This is a genomic window from Sphingomonas xinjiangensis (assembly GCF_014199255.1).
Classification (GTDB): domain Bacteria; phylum Pseudomonadota; class Alphaproteobacteria; order Sphingomonadales; family Sphingomonadaceae; genus Sphingomonas; species Sphingomonas xinjiangensis.
Genome location: NZ_JACIJF010000001.1, coordinates 77,146 through 98,711, shown reverse-complemented (window position 1 = coordinate 98,711; position 21,566 = coordinate 77,146). Strand labels below are relative to the sequence as shown.

Annotated in this window: 32 protein-coding genes and 2 other RNA genes; 14 read left to right on the top strand and 20 right to left on the bottom strand. The window is 64.9% G+C overall.

Features of this window, described 5'->3' with window-relative positions; all coding sequences use genetic code 11:
• Positions 1-312 precede the first annotated feature (312 nt).
• The 10 genes from pspA to FHT02_RS00545 all read left to right on the top strand — a co-directional run bounded on the left by pspA (position 313) and on the right by FHT02_RS00545 (position 3,816).
• Complete coding sequence (gene pspA, locus FHT02_RS00585) at positions 313-981, top strand: phage shock protein PspA (protein ID WP_184083192.1); 669 nt, start codon at positions 313-315, stop codon at positions 979-981.
• A 3-nt stretch (positions 982-984) separates the two neighbouring features.
• A complete protein-coding gene (pspB, locus tag FHT02_RS00580) occupies positions 985-1,254 on the top strand; it encodes an envelope stress response membrane protein PspB (RefSeq protein ID WP_184083190.1) in 270 nt (89 codons plus the stop codon).
• Between the two features lie 2 nt (positions 1,255-1,256).
• Positions 1,257-1,631: an envelope stress response membrane protein PspC gene (pspC, locus tag FHT02_RS00575; protein WP_184083188.1), complete on the top strand. Its 375-nt coding sequence runs from the start codon at positions 1,257-1,259 to the stop codon at positions 1,629-1,631.
• Positions 1,632-1,668: 37 nt separating this feature from the next.
• A complete protein-coding gene (locus FHT02_RS00570) occupies positions 1,669-1,959 on the top strand; it encodes a hypothetical protein (RefSeq protein ID WP_184083186.1) in 291 nt (96 codons plus the stop codon).
• Between the two features lie 24 nt (positions 1,960-1,983).
• Positions 1,984-2,310 (top strand): hypothetical protein, encoded by a 327-nt coding sequence (locus tag FHT02_RS00565; protein WP_184083184.1) that lies wholly within the window; start codon positions 1,984-1,986, stop codon positions 2,308-2,310.
• A gap of 13 nt (positions 2,311-2,323) precedes the next feature.
• Positions 2,324-2,590: a hypothetical protein gene (locus FHT02_RS00560; protein WP_184083182.1), complete on the top strand. Its 267-nt coding sequence runs from the start codon at positions 2,324-2,326 to the stop codon at positions 2,588-2,590.
• 12 nt (positions 2,591-2,602) lie between these two features.
• Positions 2,603-2,728 (top strand): hypothetical protein, encoded by a 126-nt coding sequence (locus FHT02_RS21830; protein ID WP_281392996.1) that lies wholly within the window; start codon positions 2,603-2,605, stop codon positions 2,726-2,728.
• 30 nt (positions 2,729-2,758) lie between these two features.
• A complete protein-coding gene (locus FHT02_RS00555) occupies positions 2,759-3,034 on the top strand; it encodes a hypothetical protein (RefSeq protein ID WP_184083180.1) in 276 nt (91 codons plus the stop codon).
• A gap of 75 nt (positions 3,035-3,109) precedes the next feature.
• Positions 3,110-3,298, top strand: coding sequence for a hypothetical protein (locus tag FHT02_RS00550; protein WP_184084177.1), 189 nt, complete (start codon positions 3,110-3,112; stop codon positions 3,296-3,298).
• 110 nt (positions 3,299-3,408) lie between these two features.
• A complete protein-coding gene (locus FHT02_RS00545; RefSeq protein WP_184084175.1) occupies positions 3,409-3,816 on the top strand; it encodes a SufE family protein in 408 nt (135 codons plus the stop codon).
• 123 nt (positions 3,817-3,939) lie between these two features.
• On the opposite strand, the gene FHT02_RS00540 is transcribed toward FHT02_RS00545, so the two are convergent.
• The 15 genes from FHT02_RS00540 to FHT02_RS00470 form a co-directional block, all read right to left on the bottom strand.
• Positions 3,940-4,239 carry a thioredoxin domain-containing protein gene (locus FHT02_RS00540; RefSeq protein WP_184083178.1) on the bottom strand — a complete coding sequence of 100 codons (300 nt, stop codon included), beginning with the start codon at positions 4,237-4,239 and terminating at the stop codon, positions 3,940-3,942.
• Complete coding sequence (locus FHT02_RS00535) at positions 4,236-4,772, bottom strand: J domain-containing protein (protein WP_184083176.1); 537 nt, start codon at positions 4,770-4,772, stop codon at positions 4,236-4,238. Before FHT02_RS00535 ends, FHT02_RS00540 begins: the two co-directional genes overlap by 4 nt.
• Positions 4,773-4,847: 75 nt before the next feature.
• An RNA gene (rnpB, locus tag FHT02_RS00530) (RNase P RNA component class A) lies at positions 4,848-5,222 on the bottom strand.
• A gap of 67 nt (positions 5,223-5,289) precedes the next feature.
• Complete coding sequence (locus tag FHT02_RS00525) at positions 5,290-5,637, bottom strand: hypothetical protein (RefSeq protein ID WP_184083174.1); 348 nt, start codon at positions 5,635-5,637, stop codon at positions 5,290-5,292.
• 101 nt (positions 5,638-5,738) lie between these two features.
• Entirely contained in the window at positions 5,739-6,440 is a 702-nt protein-coding gene (locus tag FHT02_RS00520; RefSeq protein WP_184083172.1) for an N-acetylmuramoyl-L-alanine amidase, read from the bottom strand.
• 43 nt (positions 6,441-6,483) lie between these two features.
• Positions 6,484-7,350 carry a CheR family methyltransferase gene (locus FHT02_RS00515; RefSeq protein ID WP_246352116.1) on the bottom strand — a complete coding sequence of 289 codons (867 nt, stop codon included), beginning with the start codon at positions 7,348-7,350 and terminating at the stop codon, positions 6,484-6,486.
• Entirely contained in the window at positions 7,347-8,360 is a 1,014-nt protein-coding gene (locus tag FHT02_RS00510) for a chemotaxis protein CheB (RefSeq protein ID WP_184084171.1), read from the bottom strand. Before FHT02_RS00510 ends, FHT02_RS00515 begins: the two co-directional genes overlap by 4 nt.
• Before the next feature lie 84 nt (positions 8,361-8,444).
• A complete protein-coding gene (locus FHT02_RS00505; protein WP_184083170.1) occupies positions 8,445-8,810 on the bottom strand; it encodes a response regulator in 366 nt (121 codons plus the stop codon).
• An 84-nt stretch (positions 8,811-8,894) separates the two neighbouring features.
• Positions 8,895-9,320, bottom strand: coding sequence for a chemotaxis protein CheW (locus FHT02_RS00500; protein WP_184083168.1), 426 nt, complete (start codon positions 9,318-9,320; stop codon positions 8,895-8,897).
• Entirely contained in the window at positions 9,320-11,647 is a 2,328-nt protein-coding gene (locus tag FHT02_RS00495) for a chemotaxis protein CheA (protein WP_184083166.1), read from the bottom strand. The genes FHT02_RS00500 and FHT02_RS00495 overlap by 1 nt, the downstream gene beginning before the upstream one ends.
• A 398-nt stretch (positions 11,648-12,045) precedes the next feature.
• Positions 12,046-13,890, bottom strand: a complete 1,845-nt coding sequence (locus FHT02_RS00490; RefSeq protein WP_184083164.1) for a M61 family metallopeptidase — start codon at positions 13,888-13,890, stop codon at positions 12,046-12,048.
• 23 nt (positions 13,891-13,913) lie between these two features.
• Entirely contained in the window at positions 13,914-14,156 is a 243-nt protein-coding gene (locus FHT02_RS00485) for a DUF6894 family protein (RefSeq protein WP_246352115.1), read from the bottom strand.
• A 140-nt stretch (positions 14,157-14,296) separates the two neighbouring features.
• Entirely contained in the window at positions 14,297-14,941 is a 645-nt protein-coding gene (locus FHT02_RS00480; protein ID WP_184083162.1) for a histidine phosphotransferase family protein, read from the bottom strand.
• A gap of 90 nt (positions 14,942-15,031) precedes the next feature.
• Entirely contained in the window at positions 15,032-15,181 is a 150-nt protein-coding gene (locus FHT02_RS00475; RefSeq protein WP_184083160.1) for a lmo0937 family membrane protein, read from the bottom strand.
• A 78-nt stretch (positions 15,182-15,259) separates the two neighbouring features.
• The gene (locus FHT02_RS00470) at positions 15,260-15,634 is read right to left on the bottom strand and encodes a M67 family metallopeptidase (protein ID WP_343056785.1); all 375 of its coding nucleotides are present in this window, start codon (positions 15,632-15,634) and stop codon (positions 15,260-15,262) included.
• Positions 15,635-15,676: 42 nt separating this feature from the next.
• Here FHT02_RS00470 and FHT02_RS00465 point away from each other — a divergent pair, with 42 nt between their 5' ends.
• Both FHT02_RS00465 and rpoH read left to right on the top strand, forming a co-directional pair.
• Positions 15,677-16,630, top strand: coding sequence for an RluA family pseudouridine synthase (locus FHT02_RS00465; RefSeq protein ID WP_184083156.1), 954 nt, complete (start codon positions 15,677-15,679; stop codon positions 16,628-16,630).
• A 56-nt stretch (positions 16,631-16,686) separates the two neighbouring features.
• Positions 16,687-17,592 carry an RNA polymerase sigma factor RpoH gene (gene rpoH, locus FHT02_RS00460; protein ID WP_184083154.1) on the top strand — a complete coding sequence of 302 codons (906 nt, stop codon included), beginning with the start codon at positions 16,687-16,689 and terminating at the stop codon, positions 17,590-17,592.
• Between the two features lie 58 nt (positions 17,593-17,650).
• Here rpoH and FHT02_RS00455 read toward each other — a convergent pair whose 3' ends face one another.
• Positions 17,651-17,830: a hypothetical protein gene (locus FHT02_RS00455; protein WP_221239232.1), complete on the bottom strand. Its 180-nt coding sequence runs from the start codon at positions 17,828-17,830 to the stop codon at positions 17,651-17,653.
• On the opposite strand from FHT02_RS00455, the gene FHT02_RS00450 reads away from it, so the two are divergent.
• Both FHT02_RS00450 and mtgA read left to right on the top strand, forming a co-directional pair.
• Complete coding sequence (locus tag FHT02_RS00450) at positions 17,823-18,188, top strand: hypothetical protein (protein WP_184083150.1); 366 nt, start codon at positions 17,823-17,825, stop codon at positions 18,186-18,188. The genes FHT02_RS00455 and FHT02_RS00450 overlap by 8 nt on opposite strands.
• A gap of 72 nt (positions 18,189-18,260) precedes the next feature.
• Positions 18,261-19,019, top strand: coding sequence for a monofunctional biosynthetic peptidoglycan transglycosylase (mtgA, locus tag FHT02_RS00445; protein ID WP_184083148.1), 759 nt, complete (start codon positions 18,261-18,263; stop codon positions 19,017-19,019).
• A gap of 43 nt (positions 19,020-19,062) precedes the next feature.
• Here mtgA and FHT02_RS00440 read toward each other — a convergent pair whose 3' ends face one another.
• The 4 genes from FHT02_RS00440 to ffs form a co-directional block, all read right to left on the bottom strand.
• Positions 19,063-19,344 carry a hypothetical protein gene (locus tag FHT02_RS00440; protein WP_184083146.1) on the bottom strand — a complete coding sequence of 94 codons (282 nt, stop codon included), beginning with the start codon at positions 19,342-19,344 and terminating at the stop codon, positions 19,063-19,065.
• A gap of 66 nt (positions 19,345-19,410) precedes the next feature.
• Positions 19,411-19,734 carry a YbaB/EbfC family nucleoid-associated protein gene (locus FHT02_RS00435; RefSeq protein ID WP_184083144.1) on the bottom strand — a complete coding sequence of 108 codons (324 nt, stop codon included), beginning with the start codon at positions 19,732-19,734 and terminating at the stop codon, positions 19,411-19,413.
• Entirely contained in the window at positions 19,731-21,353 is a 1,623-nt protein-coding gene (locus tag FHT02_RS00430) for a DNA polymerase III subunit gamma/tau (protein ID WP_184083142.1), read from the bottom strand. Before FHT02_RS00430 ends, FHT02_RS00435 begins: the two co-directional genes overlap by 4 nt.
• Positions 21,354-21,449: 96 nt before the next feature.
• An RNA gene (gene ffs, locus FHT02_RS00425) (signal recognition particle sRNA small type) lies at positions 21,450-21,547 on the bottom strand.
• Positions 21,548-21,566: the final 19 nt, after the last annotated feature.

Here is a 21,566-nt window from a genome sequence, read left to right as displayed (position 1 = left end):
CTAACCCTCCGATTTTCCGCGACTTTGCGGAACTGGCACGCTTCCTGCTGATGAAGTGGCAAGCCCGGCAAACGGGCGAATGAACACTAGGTTCAGGGAACGAGACAATGACCTACCAAGCCACCACCGTCCGCAGCGCCTTCGCCGCCGCCACCATCGCCCTTCTCGCCAGCGTCGTACTGATGGCCGGCGCGGTCGGCCCGGCGATCGCCTAAGGACGACCGTAATCCGCTCGCCAATGCCCCGGCGAGCGGACCCCGCCGGGAGGGTTCTCAAACCCTTCCGGCGGTTACCAAAACAAGGAGTATGTACATGGGTATCTTTTCGCGAACCCGCGACATCATCGCCGCCAACGTCACCGACCTGCTCGACAAGGCTGAAGACCCGGCCAAGATGATCCGCATGATCATCCTCGAAATGGAGGAAACGCTGGTCGAGGTTCGCGCCTCCGCCGCACGCACCATCGCCGACCAGAAGGAAATGCGCCGCCATATCGCCAAGCTGGAAAAGCTTCAGGAAAGCTGGACCGAGAAGGCCGAGCTGGCACTGAGCAAGGGCCGTGAGGACCTCGCCAAGGCCGCCTTGGTCGAAAAGCAGAAGGCAGGCGACATGTGCGGCCAGCTGAGCGCGGAGATCGCGGTGCTCGACGACGCGCTCAAGGCCGCCGAAGAGGACATCAACAAGCTGCAGAACAAGCTGCGCGAGGCCCGCACCCGTCAGAATTCGATCACCGCGCGACTGGAAAGCGCCAACAACCGCTTCCGCCTGCGCGAGATGACCAACGGCGCAAAGATGCAGGATGCTTTCTCCCGCTTCGACGTGCTCGAACGCCGGGTCGACATGGCCGAAGGCCGCGCCGATGCCGCGGGCCTGGGCGGCCAGCCCAAGACGCTGGACGAAGAGATTGCCGAGCTGCGTTCGTCGGAAAAGGTCGACGCCGAACTCGAAGCGCTCAAGGCGCGGATGAACCGGGGAGCCTGATCCATGGAAGACGTCTTCCTGCCCATCGTCATCGTGGGGATGCTCTTCATCGGGCTCCCCTGGGTGATCATGCACTACATCACCAAGTGGAAGCAGTCGGCCACGATCACCGGCGAGGACGAGAAGCTGCTCGACGAGCTCTTCTACACCGCCAAGCAGCTTGAGGAGCGCCTGCTCACCGTCGAACGCATCATCGCCGCCGACAATCCCGACTTCCGGCCGCTCTCCGCCCAACGCGATGCGAGCCCCTACGACATCTCGAGGAGGAACTGAAAATGTCCGCTCGTACCAAATTCTATCTCGACAAGCAGAACAGCAAATGGCTGGGCGTGTGTTCGGGCCTGGCGGAATATACCGGCATCGATGCCATCTGGCTCCGCGTCGGCTTCGTGATGCTCAGCTTCGCGATCTTCCCGATGAACATCGTCGCCTATGTGCTGATTGCCTGGATGGCGCCGAACAAGCCGGCCGGACTCTATCAGGGGCCCGAAGAAGCGAAGTTCTGGCAGGGCGTGCGCTCGAACCCGAGCCGCTCCACCGCCGAGGTCCGCTCCAAGTTCCGCGACATCGATCGCCGTCTGGCCGACATCGAAATGTTCTACACCAGCCGCAACACGCGCCTGGCGGACGAGATCGACAGCCTGCGCTGAGCCAATCGCCGGGGCGTCGTAACAGGGAGGAATAATCATGAGCTGGAGTGGACCAGGCTTCGTCATCGCCATCATCGCGATCTCGACCTTTGGCGTGGTGCTCAACAACTGGATCCGTGCCCGCCACGGCTACCCGGTGGAGAGCGATTGGAACGGGGTCAGCCACAAGGGCGACCCCGATGCCGAGCGGAAGATCGAACTGCTCTCGAGCGAGAATGGCCGCCTTACCGGCCAGATCAGCCGCCTCGAAGAGCGGATCGCGGTCCTCGAACGGATCGCCACGGATCCCGCCGAGCGGACCGCCCGCGAAATCGACGCACTGCGCTGAAGCCTCAAGATCGAAAGAAGCCACATGTTGCACGATGACCTAATCCCGCGCCTCTTCTGGATCATTTCCGGAGGCATCGTACTCGGCGGGTTCGGGATTGTTGGCTGGGTGCTCACCACCTGGCTGCGAATCAAGAATGGCTATCCGCTTAACGGCGCCTGGGGCCAGGCTATCTACCCCAAGGAGAACGACCAGGCGATGGAGCGGATCAAGCTGCTCAGCCAGGAGAACGCCCAGCTTCGCGCGGAACTCGGCTCGATCAAGGACCGCCTGGCCAATGTCGAACGCATCGTCACCGACAGCGCCGTGAGCCTCGACCGCGAGATCGAACAACTCCGCAAGACCAACTGAAAGGAAGCATTCGATGATCAGCCCCATCCTCGTCCCGATCCTCGGCATCAGCTGTGGGCTGCTCGCCATCTTCGGCGGCGTGTTCGTCCGCCCCTGGTTCAAGCTCAAGGAGCGCCAGATGGAACTCGAATCACAGATGGTCGCCGAAAAGGCCGCGCAATACGCCGCCCAGACCGAACGGCTCGAACAACGGGTTCGCGTTCTGGAACGCATCGTCACCGACCGCGGCATCGCTGTCGCCGATGAAATCGAGCGGCTGCGCGACGCGCCGCTCAACTAAGGACAAGCCACCATGATGATTGCCGTTTTCGCAGTGCTCACCGCACTGTGCGGGGGCGCTGTTGCCCTCGCCGAAGCCCGGGACCGCCCCGTTCGCCGCGCAATGCGCTTGGCGCGCGACCAGCAACAGGCCAAATGAAGCGGCTTGCACCAGACAGGGAGTATAGGGATGAACCCGTTCGAAATGGTAGTCGCGATCATCATCGTGGTCACCATCGGCAGCGTGATCAAGGCGCGGCACGGGATCGCGAAGGACCGGCACGGCAACGAGGTTTTCCACCGCCCCGATCCGGCGCTGGCGGCCGAGACCGCCCGGCTCCGTGACGAGATCCGTACGCTCAAGGACCGCGTGCAGGTGCTCGAACGCGTCATCACCGACAACGAGACCAGCAGCACCCGGCTCGACCGCGAGATCGAGGCGCTGCGTACCAAGAACAACGCCTGACTAGGGAGGCATGACGTGCCCCACGATCCCGAACTCTACATCACCTGTGCCGTATCGGGCCTCGCCGGCCTGGCCATGGTCACCGCCGCCGGGCTTTCGGGCTGGCGCGGTTGGCTGACGCTGAAGCAGCAGGAACTCGGCCGCGGCGCCCAGCCGCTCGACGCAGCCCCTGCCCAGCCCTCCGCTGGCGCTCGCATCGAAATGGCGGACCTCAAGGAACGCATCCGCAAGCTCGAGGCGATCGCCGCCGGCGTGGACCTCTGACTGCACCCGCTTGGCAAGGGTCCGGAGCCGTATCGCCGCTCGGCCAGTAATTTCCGGATCCCGCCTCGGCGGGGATGACGGCACGAAGCGAGGGCCGCTATAGCGCCGGCATGACCAGCCTCGCCGATCTTCAAGACGAATATGAATTCCTCGACGCGGACGACCGCTATCGCCTGCTGATCGATCTGGGCCGCGCACTGGAGCCGATGCCCGATCCGCTCAAGACGGACGCCACCCTTGTCCGCGGCTGTTCGGCATCGGTCTGGGTTTACCCGATGCGGCGCGAGGACGGCGCGCTCCATTTCCTCGCCGATTCGAACGCGGCGATCACCAAGGGGATCATCGCGCTCGTGCTGCTCGCCGTGCAGGATCGCGCACCAGGCGACATCCTGTCGACCGACATCGAAGCCGCGCTCGCCCCCTTCGATCTACGCAGCCAGCTCAGCTCGAACCGGACCCAGGGCATTCCCAACATGATCGCCCTGATCCGCGAAACCGCCACGCGCTACGCCGACTGATTGGGGCGACGACGAGTCATTCTCCCCCTTCGTCACCCTGGGCCCTGAGCCGGGGTGTCGGTTGCGGGCGCTGGTGGAGAAAGCGGGATTCTGGCTCGAGTCCGGGATGACGAAGGGGCCGCGCTAGGCCCCAAGCCCCAGATCCGTCGCCACCGCGTCCAGATCTGCGCCCTCAGGCACCAGCAGCCATTCGCGGCTCTGCGCGCCTTTCACCACCGTAACCGCCCCACGCGGGCACACGCCCAGGCACCTCACCTCGACGATGCCGGCTTCGGCGCGCCGGCCCTTCTTTAAATGCAGATGTTTGCGCAACGCCTTGCCGAGCGGCGTCTTGCCCTTGGGCCCGAACCCGCCGTCCAGCTTCTTGGAGCATTTGGCGCAGACCAGGATGGCATCCGACCAGTTCGAGCGAAGCGTCTTCAATCCGGCTTCCAAATCCGGCGCTCCTCGGCGGTCTTCAGCACTTCATAGGCCGCCTGGATCGCCTGGAACCGCTTTGCGGCCTCGGCGTCGTTCGGCTTCACGTCGGGATGATTGGACTTGGCCAGCCGCCGCCAGGCCATGCGGACCGCCTCGAACTCGGCGTCCACTTCCAGGCCGAGGACCTCGAGCGCCCGCATCTCGTCGCGCGAGCGGCTGCCGTCGCCGGGCCCAGCCCAGCCATTATGCCGCGATTCGGTGTAGCCGCTCGCGTCGCGCCGTTCATCGGCTTCGCGCCGGGCGGCTTCCTCCGCATCCAACCCTTCGAAATAATTCCAGTTGCGATTGTACTCTGCGGCGTGCGTCTCGCAGAAATACCAGCGCTCGGGATTGTTGGGCGACTTGGGCGCAGGCCGGTCGCCGGGTGCCTCGCAGCCATGCCGGTCGCACAGGCGCACCTTCACAGCCTCGCGTTCGGCACCATAAGGGCGCCAGCGCGGAAAGCCCCAGTCACTGGATCGGGTATGTCTTGCCATAGGTTTGAGGCAGATAGGAGCGCGAGCCCTGAAAGGCTAGGCGCCTCTCCTTCCGGACGGGAAGCTCCAGAAAGAAAAGCCAGAGGGTCTATAAGCCGGGTTCTGTCCACCCCCGAAGGGGCTGTGCGACCATTCCTCTAGGCGACGGATCGCTCCGCCGCTCCAGCAACCAACCCGGACGACGCGCCGGAACGAGGCGCATGTGCCGTCCCTATTCGGTCTTGCTCCCGGTGGGGTTTACCATGCCGCTTCCGTTACCGGTCGCGCGGTGCGCTTTTGCCGCACCCTTTCACCCTTACCCTTACCGTCTCCGGCAGTGGGCGGTCTGCTCTCTGTGGCACTTTCCCTGGGGTCGCCCCCGCCGGGCGTTACCCGGCACCGTTGTTCCGTGGAGCCCGGACTTTCCTCGGTGACACCTTGCGGTGCCAACGCGGCCGCCCAACCCTCTGACCGGAGCGCTGATAGCGGGAAGCACGAAGGATGGAAGCCTAAACCGCCACTCCGCGAAACAACGGCGTCATGCATTGCGTCCGGTCGGGGGCGCGTGGTCGCCACCAGCCGGCTGGGTATCCAGCATCTCGTGCATCTCCGAGACCGCCACGCCCCATGCCTGAACCTCGACCAAAGTCTCGACCGATAAAGGTCCGGTTGCCAATGCCGTTCGGCGATGATCCGAACTGACTTGTACGACGGCGTCCGCGCCGTTTACGCGCGCCGTCCGGTGCAGTGCAGCGGTGGCTTCGGCCACCGTGGGCGCGTTCACCGACGCGATATTGTGGTCGGACTCCCCCTTCACCACACCAGTAAGGCGCACGCGAACAGGGCCAAGGGTTACCGGCCGCCGCAGCCCTCCATTGTCCAACATGTCATTCTCCGCTTCCCTCAAACCTGGAGCGTGACAGCGATGGTACAGGCAGGACAATGCCGGAAGATGATTAAGGGGCGCGAAACCTTCTTCCCGAACGCTCAGTCGTCGCCTTGCGGCTTGGGCAACAGCAGCGCCAGCAACAGGCAGCGGCATTCCATGTCGATCTCGCCGTCGATCATCTCGGGGCGAAAGCGTCGCTGAAATGCGGTCACCGCCGCCGTGGCATCGCTCACATCATAGCCGAACCGCTCGAGCGCCAGCATGAACCCTGCGTCCGGCCAGCCCGGATCGACCAGATTCTTCGTCGGGCGCGGCAATGCCAGGCGCAATCGGGCCAGCGCATGCCAGTTGAACAGCTCGCCCGGGTCCTGTTTGCGGGCAGGGGCGATATCCGAATGGCCAACGACATTGCCGCGGGTGATCTGGTGTCGATCCTTTATGTCGGCAACCAGCGGGATGAGCGAGCTCATCTGCGCGTCGGTGAACGGGCGATAGCCGAATTCATGGCCCGGGTTGACGATCTCGATGCCGATTGAGGCCGAATTCACATCCTTGATCCCGCGCCAGTGCGATCGCCCGGCGTGCCAGGCGCGCTTGTCCTCGTCGACCATGCGCAGGATCGATCCGTCCTCCTCCACCAGATAATGGGCGGACACCTTGGCTTCGGGATCGCGCAGACGCGCGACTGCCGCAGCACCACTCTCCATGCCGGTATAGTGCAGCACGATCATCGTGACCGGCAGCAAACGCGCGTCGAAATTGGGCGACGGCGCCTCGTCGATGGGAAGACCGCTAAGCATGGCGCGATGGTAGAGCCGCCACGGGGCACGCCGCAAGCAAGGATCAGCGGGCAGTCGTCAAGGTGGGCGTCGCCCCATCCGCCGCGGCATAGAAGCCGCGGAACTGTTCGCTCGGGTTGAAATGCTCGGTAAGGTCGATCACCGTTTCCCCGGCGCCGAGCACCAGCAGGCCGCCCGGACGCACCGCGCTGGAGAGGATGTCGAACACCTGGCGCCGTACCGTCGGCGAGAAATACAGCATGACATTGCGGCACAGGATCAAGTCGAACCGGCCAGCGGGTGCGCAATCGCTTGTCAGATTGTGCTGGCGAAACTGGACGCGTCGCACCAATTCGGGCTTGGCGACCCAATCGCCTCCGATGCTCTCGAACCACGTCACCATGCGGCGGACTGGCAGTCCGCGCTGGATCTCGAACTGCGAATAACGTCCGGCGCGCGCGCGGTTCAGCGCGGCAGGCGATATGTCCGTCGCGACGATTTCCGGAGCAAGCGCGTCCTGCATCATGCCTTTCTCGGTCAGCAGCATAGCCAGGCTCAGCGGCTCCTGGCCCGTCGAGCACCCTGCCGACCATATCCGCACCCGGCGCTCTGGATTGGCTGCCTGGATCGCCCGTATCGCCTCCGAAACCGTGTCGAGGACCATCGCGTCACGGAAGAAGCTGGTCTCCTGGTTGAGCAGTGCGTCGACAACCTGGTCGCCCAGCTCACCGGTGCGCGATGCGCTCAACTGCGCCACCAGTTCGTCGAGCGTCTTTAATCCGCGCACCCGCAAGAGCGGCTTGAGCGCCGTCTCGATCCGCCAGGCCCGGTTGGCCGCTATCTGCTGTCCGGCACGTTGTTCGAGCAGCGCGGCGATCATGTTCATCGCGCTCGATGAACCGCTGGCGGAGGGAGTCAGCGTCGCTCTCATGCGCAATGCTCCCCGCGTGCGATCAATCGCCCGATTTCCTCGGGCGGCAACACTGCTGTGGCAAGCCCAGCCTTTGCGACGGCTCCGGGCATGCCCCACACCACCGACGTTTCACGATCCTGGACGAATATCCGGCTGCCGCTCTGGCTGAGCAGCTTCGCACCTTCGGATCCGTCGCGGCCCATGCCACTCAGGACCACGCCCAGCGCCCGCGCGCCGAACACCTCGGCTACCGTCTCGAACATCGGGTCGACCGAGGGCATGCAGCCACTGGGCGCCCTCTCGTTGGTCAGCCGGATCGCCACGCCGTCTCCCACGCGCGTCACGCGCATATGGGCATCGCCCGGCGCGATGACGATCCGCCCCGGGCGGACGCGCATCCGGTCCGTCGCCACATCGCAGGGGCGACCGCCAAGCACCGCCAGCTGCGCGGCGAAATAGCTCATGAACGATATCGGGAGGTGTTGGGTCACCAGGATGGGCACGCGGAAATCCTGCGGAATGCCACGCAAGAGCTGGCCGAGCGCATGAATGCCGCCAGTGGAAGCGCCGATCGCCACAATGTCGAAGCCGGCTGGCGTCGGCAATGGTCCGAAGCTGCGGCCGCCATGCGGGGCGAGATCGGCCTGTCCGCCCAGCAACCGAGTCAGCCGCTCGCTCAGCACTTCGGCAAAGCGCCCGCCGAACGCGCCGATACCCGGCTTCACCAGCGTGTCGGCAGCACCCAGCGCCAGCGCCTGCACCGAAGCTGCAGCGCCCTCGTCGGCGGAAGACGACACGATCAGCACCTTGGCGCTGCCACCTGCCTGTAGCATGTCGGGCAGCGCGGTCAGTCCGTCGATGCCGGGCATTTCTATGTCGAGCAGGATCACGTCGACGCGGTTCGCCTTGAGGAAATCCAGCGCGGCCGGAACATTGCTCAGCGCTGCGGCGACTTCGAACCGTCCGGTGCCCGCCACCATGCGGCCCAGCACCGAACGCGCCACCAGCGAATCGTCGACGATCAGCACCTGGGCAGGCCCCAGGGAACCGCCCGGCTTCTGCCCCTTGGCCAGGCGGGGACTGAACGCCACCTCAGGCTCGCTTCGGCCGGATCAGGCGACGCCGACGATCTGAAGCTTGCTTTCCAGCGTCTCGCGATCGAACGGCTTCATCACATATTCGTCGGCACCCGCTTCGATGGCGGCGCGGATATAGGCCATGCCGTTCTCGGTGGTGCAGAACACCACCTTGGGCCGCTGCGCGATGTCGGAGTCCTTGAGCGCGCGCAGAAAATCCATGCCGCTCATCACCGGCATGTTCCAGTCGAGCAGGATCACGTCGGGCGGCGTATCGAGGCACGCATCCAGCGCCTCGCGGCCGTCGCCGGCCTCGCGCACCTCGAAGTTCAGCGTCTCGAGGATGTGCCGCGCGACCTTGCGTATAACCTTGGAGTCATCGACGACGAGACAAGTCTTCATGTTTCCCTGTTCCCCGGTTTACAGGTGTATCATCTAATCATAGCGGCAGTGGCCGGGTAAGCGCCGGTTGCGCCGCAAAAAACTTCAGTGCGTGCTCGCCTGGCCGGGCACCAGCGCGGCAAGGTCGATCGCCAGGATCGGCTCCCCGTCGCGCTCGACGATGCCCCGGCCCGCAGCGCGCCACGCCGCGTCCAGCGCCACGCCGCCGCCAAGTGGCCGCAGCTCGAACGGCGCGACATCGTCCAGCTGGTCGACCAGCAGCGCGTAATGATGCCCCTCCACCTGCGTGATGACCGCCCGGCTTCCCGAGGATCGTTCCGCATGGCCCAGCGCCGACTGGGTATCGACCACCGTCACCACGCGGCTGCGCAGCGCCGCCAGCCCACGGACATGGCGCGACGCGCGCGGCACCGCAGTCACTTCGCCGATGTCCACCACCGATTCCACTTGGTCGGAATCGATCGCGACGACCCGCCCGGCGATATGGGCGATCAGGTACAGGTTCGACATCAGTTAAGCCTTCCGCCCGCCATGCGGGCCTCCATCGCGCAGAGCAGGCCGGCACGGTCGTACCGATAGACACTGTCGTCATTCGCTCCAGACGCCGCGCGGCGCCGGCGCAGCCGCACCAGCGGCGCCTTGGCTGTTTCTGCCGGCGCCCCCTCTTCGGGCGTCAATACCACCGCCGGCGCTTCGCCAGGCGCCAGCGCCGTGACGACGCGGTAGCCCGCCGTCTCCAGCAACGGCCGCACGAACGAGGTCATCCATCCGTCGCTATCCCCCGCGATCAGGCACAAGGGCGCGTCCGCCCCGTCATTCCCGCCACGATCGGCATGCTCGTCGAACACCCAGAGGATATCGAGCAGCTCGATCTGCTCGCCCTCGACCAGCGCCAGGCCCGCTACCGGCCCGGGCTCGCGTGCCGGCACCATGTCTTCAGGCAACAGGATGATATCCAGCGCCTCGTCGATGGCGTAGCTCACTTCGTTGTCGCCATCCTTGAGCCGCAGCACGCTCAGCCGCTCGCGGCCATCCAGTGCGCCTTGTGCGGCAAGCGGCAGTATTCGCCCGTCGATGGTCACCCGGAACCGGCCCGCGGCATAGCGCACCGCCATTCCGTCGACCTGCTCCACGCGGTCCACCGCCGCCAGCGGCACCGCGCGCCGGGCGCCGTCCAGGTCGACGAACAACAGCGCCGGCAATCCGCTCGGCTCCACCGCCTGCGCTTCTTCCTCGAACGCCTCGACGGCCTCGCGGCTGAAATCCAGTCCGGCGACGTGCGCCATGCCCGCGCAATCCAGCATCAGCATCGGCAGCCCGCTGTCGGGCAGCGTCTGCCCGGCATACACCCCGGTCGACATCACCGCGGGCGAGGCGGGCTTCACCACCAGTTCCTCATTGTCCAGCACCGTGTCGACGGCCAGCGCATAGCTGCCATCGCTCACGCTCACGATCGCCAGCATCCGCCCGCCATCGCTCTGCCCCTGCTCGATGCCCAGCAACCCGGAAAGATCGACCAGCGGCATCCGTCGGTCGCGCACGGTGGCAATGCGCGTGCTGCCCAGCGTGTCGATGCGGATCGCGTCGCTCCGCTCGGTCACGATCTCCTCGATCGCCTGGCGTGAGATCGCGAAGCGCTGGCTGCCCACGCCCACGACGATGGCCGAGATGATCGACAGCGTCAGTGGCACATGGATGGTGATGCGCAGCCCCTTGCCGGCAACGCTGTCCAGTTCGATGCGGCCGCCGATCTGCTCGATGGCCGCACGCACCACGTCCATGCCGACGCCGCGCCCCGATACCTCGGTGACTTCGTCCTTGCTCGACAGTCCCGGCTCGAAGATCAGCCCCAGCTTGGCGCGGTCGGACACGCGCCGCAGCTGCTGCTCGTCGCGTCCGCTCGCCACCAGCTTGGCAATCAGCTTTTCGGTGTCGATGCCCCGCCCGTCATCGGCGATCTCGACGATGATCTGGTTGCCCGATTGGCGCGCCGAGACGCTCAGCCGCCCGTTCTCGCGCTTGCCCGCGGCACGGCGCTGCTGCGGCGCCTCGATGCCGTGGTCGATCGAGTTGCGGATGATGTGGACCAGCGGGTCGCGCATCACTTCGATCATCTCGCGGTCGAGTTCGACGTCCGACCCGTCGATGTGCAGCATCACTGACTTGCTCAGCCCGGCCGCAGTGTCGCGCACCATGCGCGGCAGCGCGGAGAACAGCGCGTCGATCTTCTGCATGCGGGTGCGCGTGACCGTGTCCCGCATCTCGCCGACGGTCATCGACAGCCGCTCCAGCGCGGCCTCGATCGCGGGATCGATGTCACCGTTGCGCAGCCGGCGCGCGAGCTCGTTGCGCGCCAGCACCATGTCGGACATGCCCGACATCATCCGGTCGAGCAGGTCGACGTTCAGCCGTACACTACGCGCCGCGCTGCGCTGGGCAGCCGGACCGCTCGCCTGCGCCACTTCCTGCGTGCCCTCGGCAAGCGCCGCGATCAGCAATTCGTCGCCATTGGCCTCCAGGCTTGCGCCCGATTCGATCGCCTCGACCAGTTCGCCGATCCGGTCCACCACCGACAGCACGGCGTTCACCAGCGCGCGGTCGGGCGCGCGGTCACCTGCGCGGACCTGCGCCAGCACATCTTCGGCGGCATGGCTCAGCCGCCCCAGCCGCGGCAGGTCTAGAAAGCCGCAGCTCCCCTTCACCGTGTGGACGAAGCGGAAGATCGCATCCAACCGGGCGCTATCCTCCGGATGCGCCTCCCAGGCGACGATCTCACCCGACAACGCCTCCAGCGTTTCGCGCGTTTCGGCAATGAATTCCTGAAGCAGGTCGTCCATGGGGCCCCGGTGGCAAATTTGCACCGGCCCTCATGCGGGCTCGAGGGTTAATTCCGCGTTATCCGCGCGCCCGCTGTGATGCCTGGCCAAATGCGGGCCACCCGCGCTACTCGGTGCCGCCCGCCTTGATAAGCGGCCGCTGCTCGCCACAAGCCGGGCAGTTCGCCGGAACCCGTGTGAAGTCATTGGTCAGGCCAAGCACCGAAGTCACCTGGGACACGGCAGAGGTTGAGCTGCGCACCTCAACAGCTATGCAACTATCGCACAATGCATTGGGCTTTCGCCCCTCGATATAGTCGAAGATACGTTTGGCTAACATGCCAAAGCGGTATCATGCCTGGTCCACGCCGCGCGTCTATCTATGTTTATTCTTTCACGCGTCGCGCCATCGCTTCAGATCATGAACGCGGCGCCAATATCTCCAACAGCCTCGGGCGTGCGCCCTCGACCGGCTCCAGGTGCGGATAGCGATGTCCGCCCGTGTAGCGGATGTCGGCCTCGCGCTCCTGCTTGCCGGCACGAACGCGCAGCGACAGCCCCTCGCCACTCGCTGCTGCCGCAACCGCCCGCTTCAGCGCTTCGGCGGAATAGGCGTCTCCATTGACTGCCAGCAGCGTGGTGCCCGTGGTCAGTCCGGCGTCGAACGCCGGACCTTCCCACAACACTTCCTGCACATTGCCAGTCTCACTGGCGATCAGGCCCAGTGAGAACATCAGGTTCACGTTCTCGGCGACTTTCTCCGTGTTCGCCCAATAGGCGCTCGGGGCGCTGCGATAGGTCAGGCGGAATCCGCCGCGCTCGATGCCCGCAAGCGGCGCGCCCTCATGCTTGCCTTCAATCTTGTCCAGGAAGAACGCGCGCCAATCGAAGGGCGCCAGATCGTTCAAGCACGTGATGACTTCCTCGAAGTCATAGGTGTTGGTGGTCCAATCCCCCGCCTCTCCCGTTCCGAAGAAACGCTGCGCGAAATCGTCCAGCGAGCGTGCCTCGCCGGAAAGTTCGCGGATCCGCGTATCCACGTCCAGCCACACCAGCGACCCTTCGGCATAATAATCTTCGCTGCGCTGCCAACTCGCCCAGGGCAGCGCGGCGCGCGCGGCGATGATCGGGTCACGGGTCGTATCGCTCATCGGCCGCCACCGGCTTCCCGCACGAACCTCCTGCGTGGCGGCGGTCAGCGCGATGGCCTGCATCGCCTGTTCCGCCGTCCACAATCCGGACCGCGCGCAAAGCACTCGGTCCCAATATTGGGTCTGCCCTTCATACACCCACATCAGGCTGTTGCGGATCGGCTGGTCGAAACTGGGCGTCCAGGAATCGGCACCGCGGCGATATTTGCCGTTCCAGCTGTGCACGAATTCGTGCGGCACGGTGTCGCGCCGGGAAAAGGTCGCGTCCCAGTCGCTGAAATAGTTCTTCACCGTCACGGCCTCGCACGACCGGTGATGCTCCACGCCGATGCTGCCGATCTCTTCGCTGAGCGCGAGCAACACTTCATAGCGATCGAAGTGGCGGGTACCGAACAGCGCGTCGGTCTGCGCGATCAGCGCGCGGTGGGGCGCGATCTTGTCCGGCGTTACCGCCAGCAATTCGGGGCTGTCCGCGACGATGTTCAGGTGCACCTCGGCGCGCTCGTCCAGGGCGAGGCGTTGGAAATACCGGCCGGCGAACACCGGGGAGTCCACCAGGACGTCGAGCGGCACCGTTTCGAACGTGATCGTCGCCGCCTCCCGTGCGGCCTCCTTCAGCGCACAAGCCGCCTGCCATTCGTCCGGCAGGGTCAGCGTGGCTTCCACTGCGATCTGCCGCGCGAAATATCCCGCCGGATACAGCAGCACGGCGTTCCATTGCAGGCTCAACAGCGTGGGGCCGACGACCACGCGGCCCTGCGCCGGATCGGTGGGAGACAGGAACTGGAACTCGGCCTCGATCTCCCGCACGCCTTCAGGAACATCGACATAGAATGCATGCACCTGCGTCGGATGCCGCTTCCAGGCGAGATCGCGCCCCGCGCCCTGGATCTTCAGGCCGGCGAACAATTCGATCGGCGCCTGTGGCGCATGGTAGCCGGGCAGCCACTCGGGAAACAGCAACACCAGCTGTCCTGGCTGCTCGATTGGAATGATCTCGCGTACCTTGAAGATGCGGCGCAGCACATCGCGCGCATCGACATGCAGGCGAATGGTCCCGGGAAATGCCCGGTCTTCCGGAACTGGCGGCTCGGCGGGCTGCGATGCCGGCATGGGAGTGTGTCCTACTCCATCCTTCACGAGATTTGCCGTGCCACCTCGGCAAGCAGGATGCGCGCGACCGCCGATCCGCGCTCGTCGCGAATGTCCAGGCTGCCGTGCAACGCACAGGGCGCGCGGCGCACCTGCTTGTGGATCAGCGACCGGGCGGCGCGCTGAGCCTCGGCAAGTGCTGACCGGAGGTCGGGGAAATCACGTCCACTCCCCTGCATCAACTGAGTGGAGCGCGCGGTTTGCAGGTGAAAGGAATAGCTAGGCATATCAGACGAATGCCGCTGATAGCTTATAGTTGCCGATCTCGATTTAGATCAACACGGTTTCACGATCCGGCAGAAATCGGCTTGTCGACCGCACGCTCCCTGCGGCGCGCGCCGCTATCGGTTCGCACCGGCGGGACGGATCAGCTGACGCGGAAACTCGCGCCGAACAGCAGCACGTCGGACTCCGGAGGGCTCACTTGCAGCACGCCCTCGCCTTGCGTCACCAGCGCATGGGCAAGGTAGGCCGCGGCGGCGCGCGGCGTGATCGGCAGATCGGCACTGCCGCCGGCGAGCGCTGAGCGCAGTTCGGGATCGAGCACGATGCGCGGGCCGTCCGCGCGCACCACGATTTCCATATGGTCGTCGGCAATCTCGGCGCCGATATCCAGCTGCCCGCCGCGGATCAGCGCGTCGCCGCCGATCAGTGCCAGGTTCAGCAGCACCTTGATGGCGTGCTTGGGCAGCACCGGATCTTCGATCATCCAACCGATCTTGACGCGGTGATTGTCGCCGAACAGCCCTTCGATAGCCGCATGCGCCTCGCGCGTGTCGACGGTCTCGCCAAAGCCGCCCGCGGCGCCGAACGCCAGGCGAAAGAATTTCAGCTTGTTGGCCGACGCTTTCGCGCTTTCGCTGAGCAGTTCCAGGCAGCGCGCGCGCATCTCCGGATCATGCTCGTCGGCGAGCAGTTCCAGGCCGTTGTTGAGCGCGCCGACCGGGCTCAGCAGGTCGTGGCACAGCCTTGAGCAAAGCAGGCTGGCGAAATCGGTTGCGCTGATATTCAAAGGATTTCGGCTCCGGCTGTCCCCAGCGGCTTCTTTGGCCCAGCGAGGCCCAAGCTGCAAGCAGCGCGCACTGGGGACGCCATGGTCATGTTATACCGCGCGGCGGCCGGTGAAGAGCTGGATCAGGCCGACGATCAGCGCGACCACCAGCAGGATGTGGATCAGGCCGCTGGTGACGTGGAAAGCCAGAAAGCCCAGTGCCCAGAGCACGAGCAGGATGATCGCGAGAGTCCAAAGCATGGTAAAGCGCTCCATGTAGGGAAAGGAGCAATGCTAACGTGTTGCGGCTGCGGAACGTTCCAGCGGTTGCGGGGCGGTTCAGCCGATTTCGATGCCCACTTCCGCGAAGCGCCCGTGCAGTCCCGATGTGCCGGCGCGCCACAGCCGGAACTCGCCGCCCAGGATCAGCCACAGCTTGCCGTCGGGCGCCGCCATCGCCGCATCGGTTCGCGACGGTGTCGGATCGCCGCTCGGGTGCGAATGCCAATATCCAGCGAGTGGCTGGCCCCCTGCCCGCTCCGCGCGGATCGCCGCGAACAGCGCTGCCGGATCGATCTCGAACCGGCGCTCGGGCTCGGCCGCGACGTTGCGCGCGGGCGTCCAGCCAAGTATCGCGTCGGCGTCGCCGAACAGCAGCCCGCACCCTTCCTCAGGCGCAACGATCGCGGATTCCCGCCGGATTGCCTCCAGCACCGTTCTTGAAATCCAACACCGCATTACCATCTTGTTTACACAATGAACCGGGGGGTTTCCATCATCGAGGCGCGCATTTCAGAGGGCGCGCATGGCTGGCGGCTCGACCGCGCACTTGCCGAGGCGGTGCCGATCCTGTCGCGTGAACGGCTGAAGGTGCTGATCTCCTCGGGCGCGGTGACCGGCCCCGACGGCCTCGCCCGCGATCCGGCGCGCAAGGCTGCGGCAGGCGCGCTGTTCAGCGTTGCGGTGCCTGAGCCTGAGCCTGCGCACAACGAAGCGCAGGACATCGCCTTGAACGTGGTGTTCGAGGACGAACATCTCATCGTCATCGACAAGCAGGCCGGGCTGGTCGTCCACCCCGCCGCCGGCAATCTCGACGGTACGTTGGTCAACGCCCTGCTCCACCACTGTGCCGGGCAATTGTCGGGCATCGGCGGCGTCGCGCGGCCGGGCATTGTCCACCGCATCGACAAGGATACGTCGGGGCTGATGGTGGCGGCGAAGACCGACCGGGCGCATGAAGGTCTCGCGCGCCAGTTCAAGGTCCACTCGATCGACCGCCGCTACAAGGCCATCGTTGCGGGGCGTCCGTCAACTTCGGGCGGAACCGTCCACGCCAACCTCGCCCGCTCGTCGACAAACCGCAAGAAGATGGCCGTCGTCCCCTCGGGGCAAGGCAAGCACGCCACCACCCATTGGCGGCACCTTCACCAACTTCGGGAAGCAGCTCTGGTCGAATGCCGACTTGAGACCGGAAGAACCCATCAAGTGCGTGTGCACATGACTTCGATCGGCCATCCGCTGCTCGGCGATCCGGTTTATGGAAGCACCCGAACCGCGCATCGCGGCGTTCTGGCAACACTCGGTTTCCAGCGTCAGGCCTTGCACGCGGCGCTTCTGGGGTTCATCCACCCGGTGAAAAGCCACGCTTTGGCGTTCGAAAGCGAAATGCCTGCTGACATGCAGGAACTGTTCAACAAACTCATCGTATGAGTTTCTGGACCACCAGCTTTGAAAGCTGTTGGTCTGATTGAAGGGAGAATGTGATCATGGCTAGCGGCAGCAACGTCCCAGCGACGATCCCCGCTCTCGGCGGTGAGGCGAGCCTCAATCGCTACCTGGCCGAGATCAAGAAATTTCCGATCCTGAGCCCCGAAAAGGAGTACATGCTCGCCAAGCGCTTCCAGGAGCATGGCGACACCGACGCGGCGGCACAGTTGGTCACTTCGCACCTGCGGCTCGTGGCGAAGATCGCGATGGGCTATCGCGGCTATGGCCTGCCCGTGTCCGAGCTGATCTCGGAAGGCAATATCGGTCTGATGCAGGGCGTGAAGAAGTTCGAGCCCGATCGGGGCTTCCGCCTTGCCACCTATGCGATGTGGTGGATCCGCGCTTCGATCCAGGAATTCATCCTGCGCTCCTGGTCGCTCGTGAAGATGGGCACCACCGCCGCGCAGAAGAAGCTGTTCTTCAACCTACGCCGGATGAAGGCCAAGCTCGATGCGTTCGAGGATGGCGATCTCAGCCCCGAGCACCTTGCCAAGATCGCCACCGATCTGGGGGTGACCGAGGAAGAGGTCACGTCGATGAACCGCCGCATGGCAATGGGTGGCGACACGTCGCTCAACGTGCCGATGCGGGAGGACAGCGAAGGGCAGTGGCAGGATTGGCTTCAGGACGAGGGTCAGCTTCAGGACGAAGCGGTTGCCGAGGCGCAGGAAGCCGATGTCCGCCACACCATGCTTCAGGAAGCGCTCGACGATCTCAACGAACGCGAAAAGCACATCCTGACCGAGCGACGTCTCACCGACGACCCCAAAACACTCGAGGAATTGAGCCAGGTGTATGGCGTGTCGCGCGAACGTGTTCGCCAGATCGAGGTTCGCGCCTTCGAGAAGCTGCAAAAGGCGATGATGCGGCTCGCTGGTGAGAAGCGTCTGCTCGTCGCACACTGATCGCTTCACGGTCTTTGTGGACAGGTCTTGGCGGCCTGAATAAGGGTGCCCCTCGGTCTCAGCCGGGGGGCATTTTTATGTGGCGTTGGATCAAGATACCCAAGGCTGTTGCACTGCTGACATTCCTTTTGCCGTGGATGAGCGTCTCCTGCTCCAGCAACCGATTGGTGTCGGCGACCGGCTTCGGGCTGACCTTCGGCAGGTTCACTTCCGATCTTCCAAGCAGCAGGGTGCCCACGACGAGCGACTGGAATCTGTGGCTGGTGATCGCGCTGGCCATGGTCGCGGTCGGCCTGCTGGTGGTGTTCCTCCGCCGAAGCAAGATCACCGCCGCGCTGTCACTCGGTAGCAGTGCCGCCGCTCTGGCGTTTATCTGGCTGGGCACCTCGCGCTATTCCAAGGCGGCGTTGCTGGAGCAGGCGTCCAGGGGCCGAGGCGGTGAGGCCAGTGGCCTGGAACACACCGCGGCGGCGATGATCAGCGTGAACTGGCATTATGGTCTATGGCTGGCGGTCGGCGCGCTGATCGCGGCAGCGGCCATGGCGGCGCTGGTGTTCAGCGGCAAGGACGTCGAACTGGCCGGCCCCCCGCGCTAGACGAGCATATCGGACACGGCGAGATCGCGCCTGCGCCTTGTAGGATCTGCCCCGATGCGGCAAGCGTCCGGCATGACTGACCGGCGAAGCGACGCGAACAAAGGTGCAAGCACATCGCGCAAGGGTGCGAAGCGCCAAAAGACGCGTCGGCCCCTGCTTTTCCGCGTCGCCAAGATGCTGGCCATGCTGGCGCTGATCTTCCTGTTGGGCTCGCTGCTGCTGGTCGCGCTGTTCCGCTTCGTCAATCCGCCGATCACCCTGACGATGCTCGGCGATGTCGTCCAAGGCCACCGGGTCAACAAACGCTGGATGCCGATCGAACAGATCGACCGGACCATGCCGCGCGCAGTGATCGCTGCGGAGGATGCCCGCTTCTGCCAGCATCAGGGCTTCGACTTCGCTGCGATCCAGGCAGCCTATCGCCGCAACCAGAATGGCGGGCGGATCCGTGGAGGATCGACGATCAGCCAGCAGACGGCGAAGAACGTCTTCCTATGGCAGGGCGGTGGCTATGCCCGAAAGGGACTGGAAGCGTGGTTTACCTTCCTCATCGAGAACCTCTGGGGCAAGCGCCGGATCATGGAGGTGTATCTTAATGTCGCGGAAACGGGCATCGGAACCTATGGCGTGAATGCCGGCTCGCTGCGCTATTTCAAGCACGATGCTTCACGAATGAGTGCGCGCGAAGCCGCACAGATCGCCGCCGTACTGCCGCTCCCCAAGAAGCGCGCCGGCATTGCCCCCCGCGGTTATACCCGCCGCTACGGCAATGCCATCACCGCAAGGATCGGGGTCGTCCGCAATGACGGACTGGATGCCTGCGTGCGATGAGAGAAGCCCGCCGCAGCCGATAACGGGGACGGCGGGCTGATCATCAGTTCGGCTTGGTGGCGTCCTTGGCCGCGTCGCCGACATCCTTAGCGGCATCGCTGACGCTTTCGGCAGCACCGGTGATCGCATCGGTCTTCACCGCTTCACGGTTGTTCTGGTTGATCAGGTACAGCGCCCCGACCACCACCAGGATCAACACCGCGAGCCCGATCAGCAGACCTGCGCCGCTGCCGCGACGCTCGACCACCACGGTGCCGCCGGTGTTGGTTTCCGTTACCCGCTCCGCAGTGACGCCGTCGGTACGCTCAACGATACGATCAACCATGAACTTTCTCCTCTGTAACCTTGCAGGCGTGAACTGAGGAAAGAGGAGGATGGTTCCTGATGCAGATCAGAACGGCAGCTTGAAGCCCGGCGGCAGTGGAAGGCCGCTGGTCATCTTGCTCATCGCTTCATGTGACTGCGCGTCGGCCTTTGCACGTGCATCGTTGAAGGCTGCGGCAAGCAGATCCTCCAGCATGCCCTTCTCCGACGGGTTGAGCAGCGAATCATCAATGTGGATGCCGATGATGCGGCCCTTTGCCGATGCTCGAACCTTGACCAAGCCGCCGCCGGACGCACCTTCGACTTCGATCGTGTCCAGGTTCTCCTGCGCCTTGCTAAGCTCGGCCTGGACGTTTTGCGCCATGGCCATGATGTCTTCTAGGCTCTTCATCCGTAGGTACTCCGTTGATTGCTCCAGCCGACAAGCTCGGCTTCGGGAAAGGCTTCACGCGCAGCCCGGACCAGTGGCGAGTTCAGCACGGCATTGCGCTCGGCTTCCTCGTTCGCGGCCTGCTCTTCGCGCAGCGTCAAGGCAGTCACGCCTTCAACGCAGCGCAGCCGCCAATTGGTACCGGTCGTATCGCGCAACGCCGCACCAAGCTCCTTCAAGAAGTCGATCGGCAACGATCGCGCCGCGCCGAACTCGACGTCGGGACCGTCGAACTTCGACGGGCGCAGATAATCGCGCACTTGCTGCGCCAGCTGATAGCGCTTGTTCGCTTCAAGATGCGCGGCAAGCGCGGCCATGCTCGCCGGGAGAGCCGGGTCGGGGGCACTTGGCTGCGGGGCTACGGGCGCGGGCGCCGTGATCGCACCGGCAGCGATCTGCCGCGCGAGTTCGCCGGGATCAGGCATCTGCGAGGCATGGATCACGCGCAGGAGCGCCATTTCGCACGCTTCGATGGGCAGCGCCGCCTTGGCCACTTCGTCATGGCCACGCAGAAGCAATTGCCACAGGCGGTGCAAAGCCGGGAACGACAGGGCCCCGGCCCAGTCGTGCAGCGACCCCAGTTCCTCCGCTGACTGCGCCGCGGCGGGCGTGCTGTTGAGCTTGGCAAGCGTAACGCCGTGCACCGTCTCCAGCAGCGTCTTCAGCACCGCCTGCGGGTCGACGCCCAGATCATATTGGCCACGTAGCGCAGCCAATGCGCCGCGCGCGTCTCCTTCGAGCAGCAACCCGAACAATGCTCGCATCGCACCACGGTCGGAGAGGCCCAGCATCTGGCGCACCGCGTCGGTGCGTACGCCCTCCCCCTCCAGCCCCGCATGGGCGATCGCCTGGTCGAGGATCGACAACCCGTCACGCGCTGAACCCTCCGCCGCGCGCGCGATCAACGCCAGCGCTTCAGGCTCGGCCTCGACCTGCTCGGCGGCAACCACGCGCGAGAAGTGCTCGGCAAGCGTTTCGGCGGGGATGCGGCGCAAGTCGAAGCGTTGGCAACGCGACAGCACCGTGACCGGCACTTTGTTCACTTCGGTCGTCGCGAACAGGAACTTCACATGCGCGGGGGGCTCTTCGAGCGTCTTCAACAGGCCGTTGAACGCGGCCTTTGAAAGCATGTGCACTTCGTCGATGATGTAGATCTTGTAGCGCGCCGACACCGCCGAATATCGAGATGCCTCGATGATCTCGCGGATATCGTCGATGCCGGTGTGCGAGGCGGCGTCCATTTCGATCACGTCGATATGGCGGCCCTCGGCGATGGCGCGGCAGGGTTCGCACATGCCGCACGGGTCGATCGTCGGCCCACCTTGGCCGTCCGACCCGACGCAGTTCAGCCCCTTGGCGATCAGCCGCGCGGTTGAGGTCTTGCCGACCCCGCGGACGCCGGTCAGCAGGAACGCATGCGCCAGCCGGCCGCGCTTGATCGCATTGCCCAGAGTCTGGACCATCGCGTCCTGGCCGATGAGCTGGCTGAAGGTCTGCGGCCGGTATTTGCGCGCAAGAACGCGGTACGCCTCCTGGCGAGGCTGAGGCGGTTCGTCGAGGCCAAGAAGGGATTCGGACATTGCGGCCTATGTAGGCGTGGCAGTCCGGTTTGTCGAAGCATCAGCGCAGATGCAGCGATCAGACTGCGCATCCAATCGAGGCCGAATTAAAGGCGCTGAGGTGGGAGCCGGAACGACCCGGGACGAAATCGTTGCGGCTGCTTCCTTCCGGACCTGACCGGGTTGGCGACGGTACCGTCCGCCCGACTCCCGCGGCGCATATGGGCGAAGCTG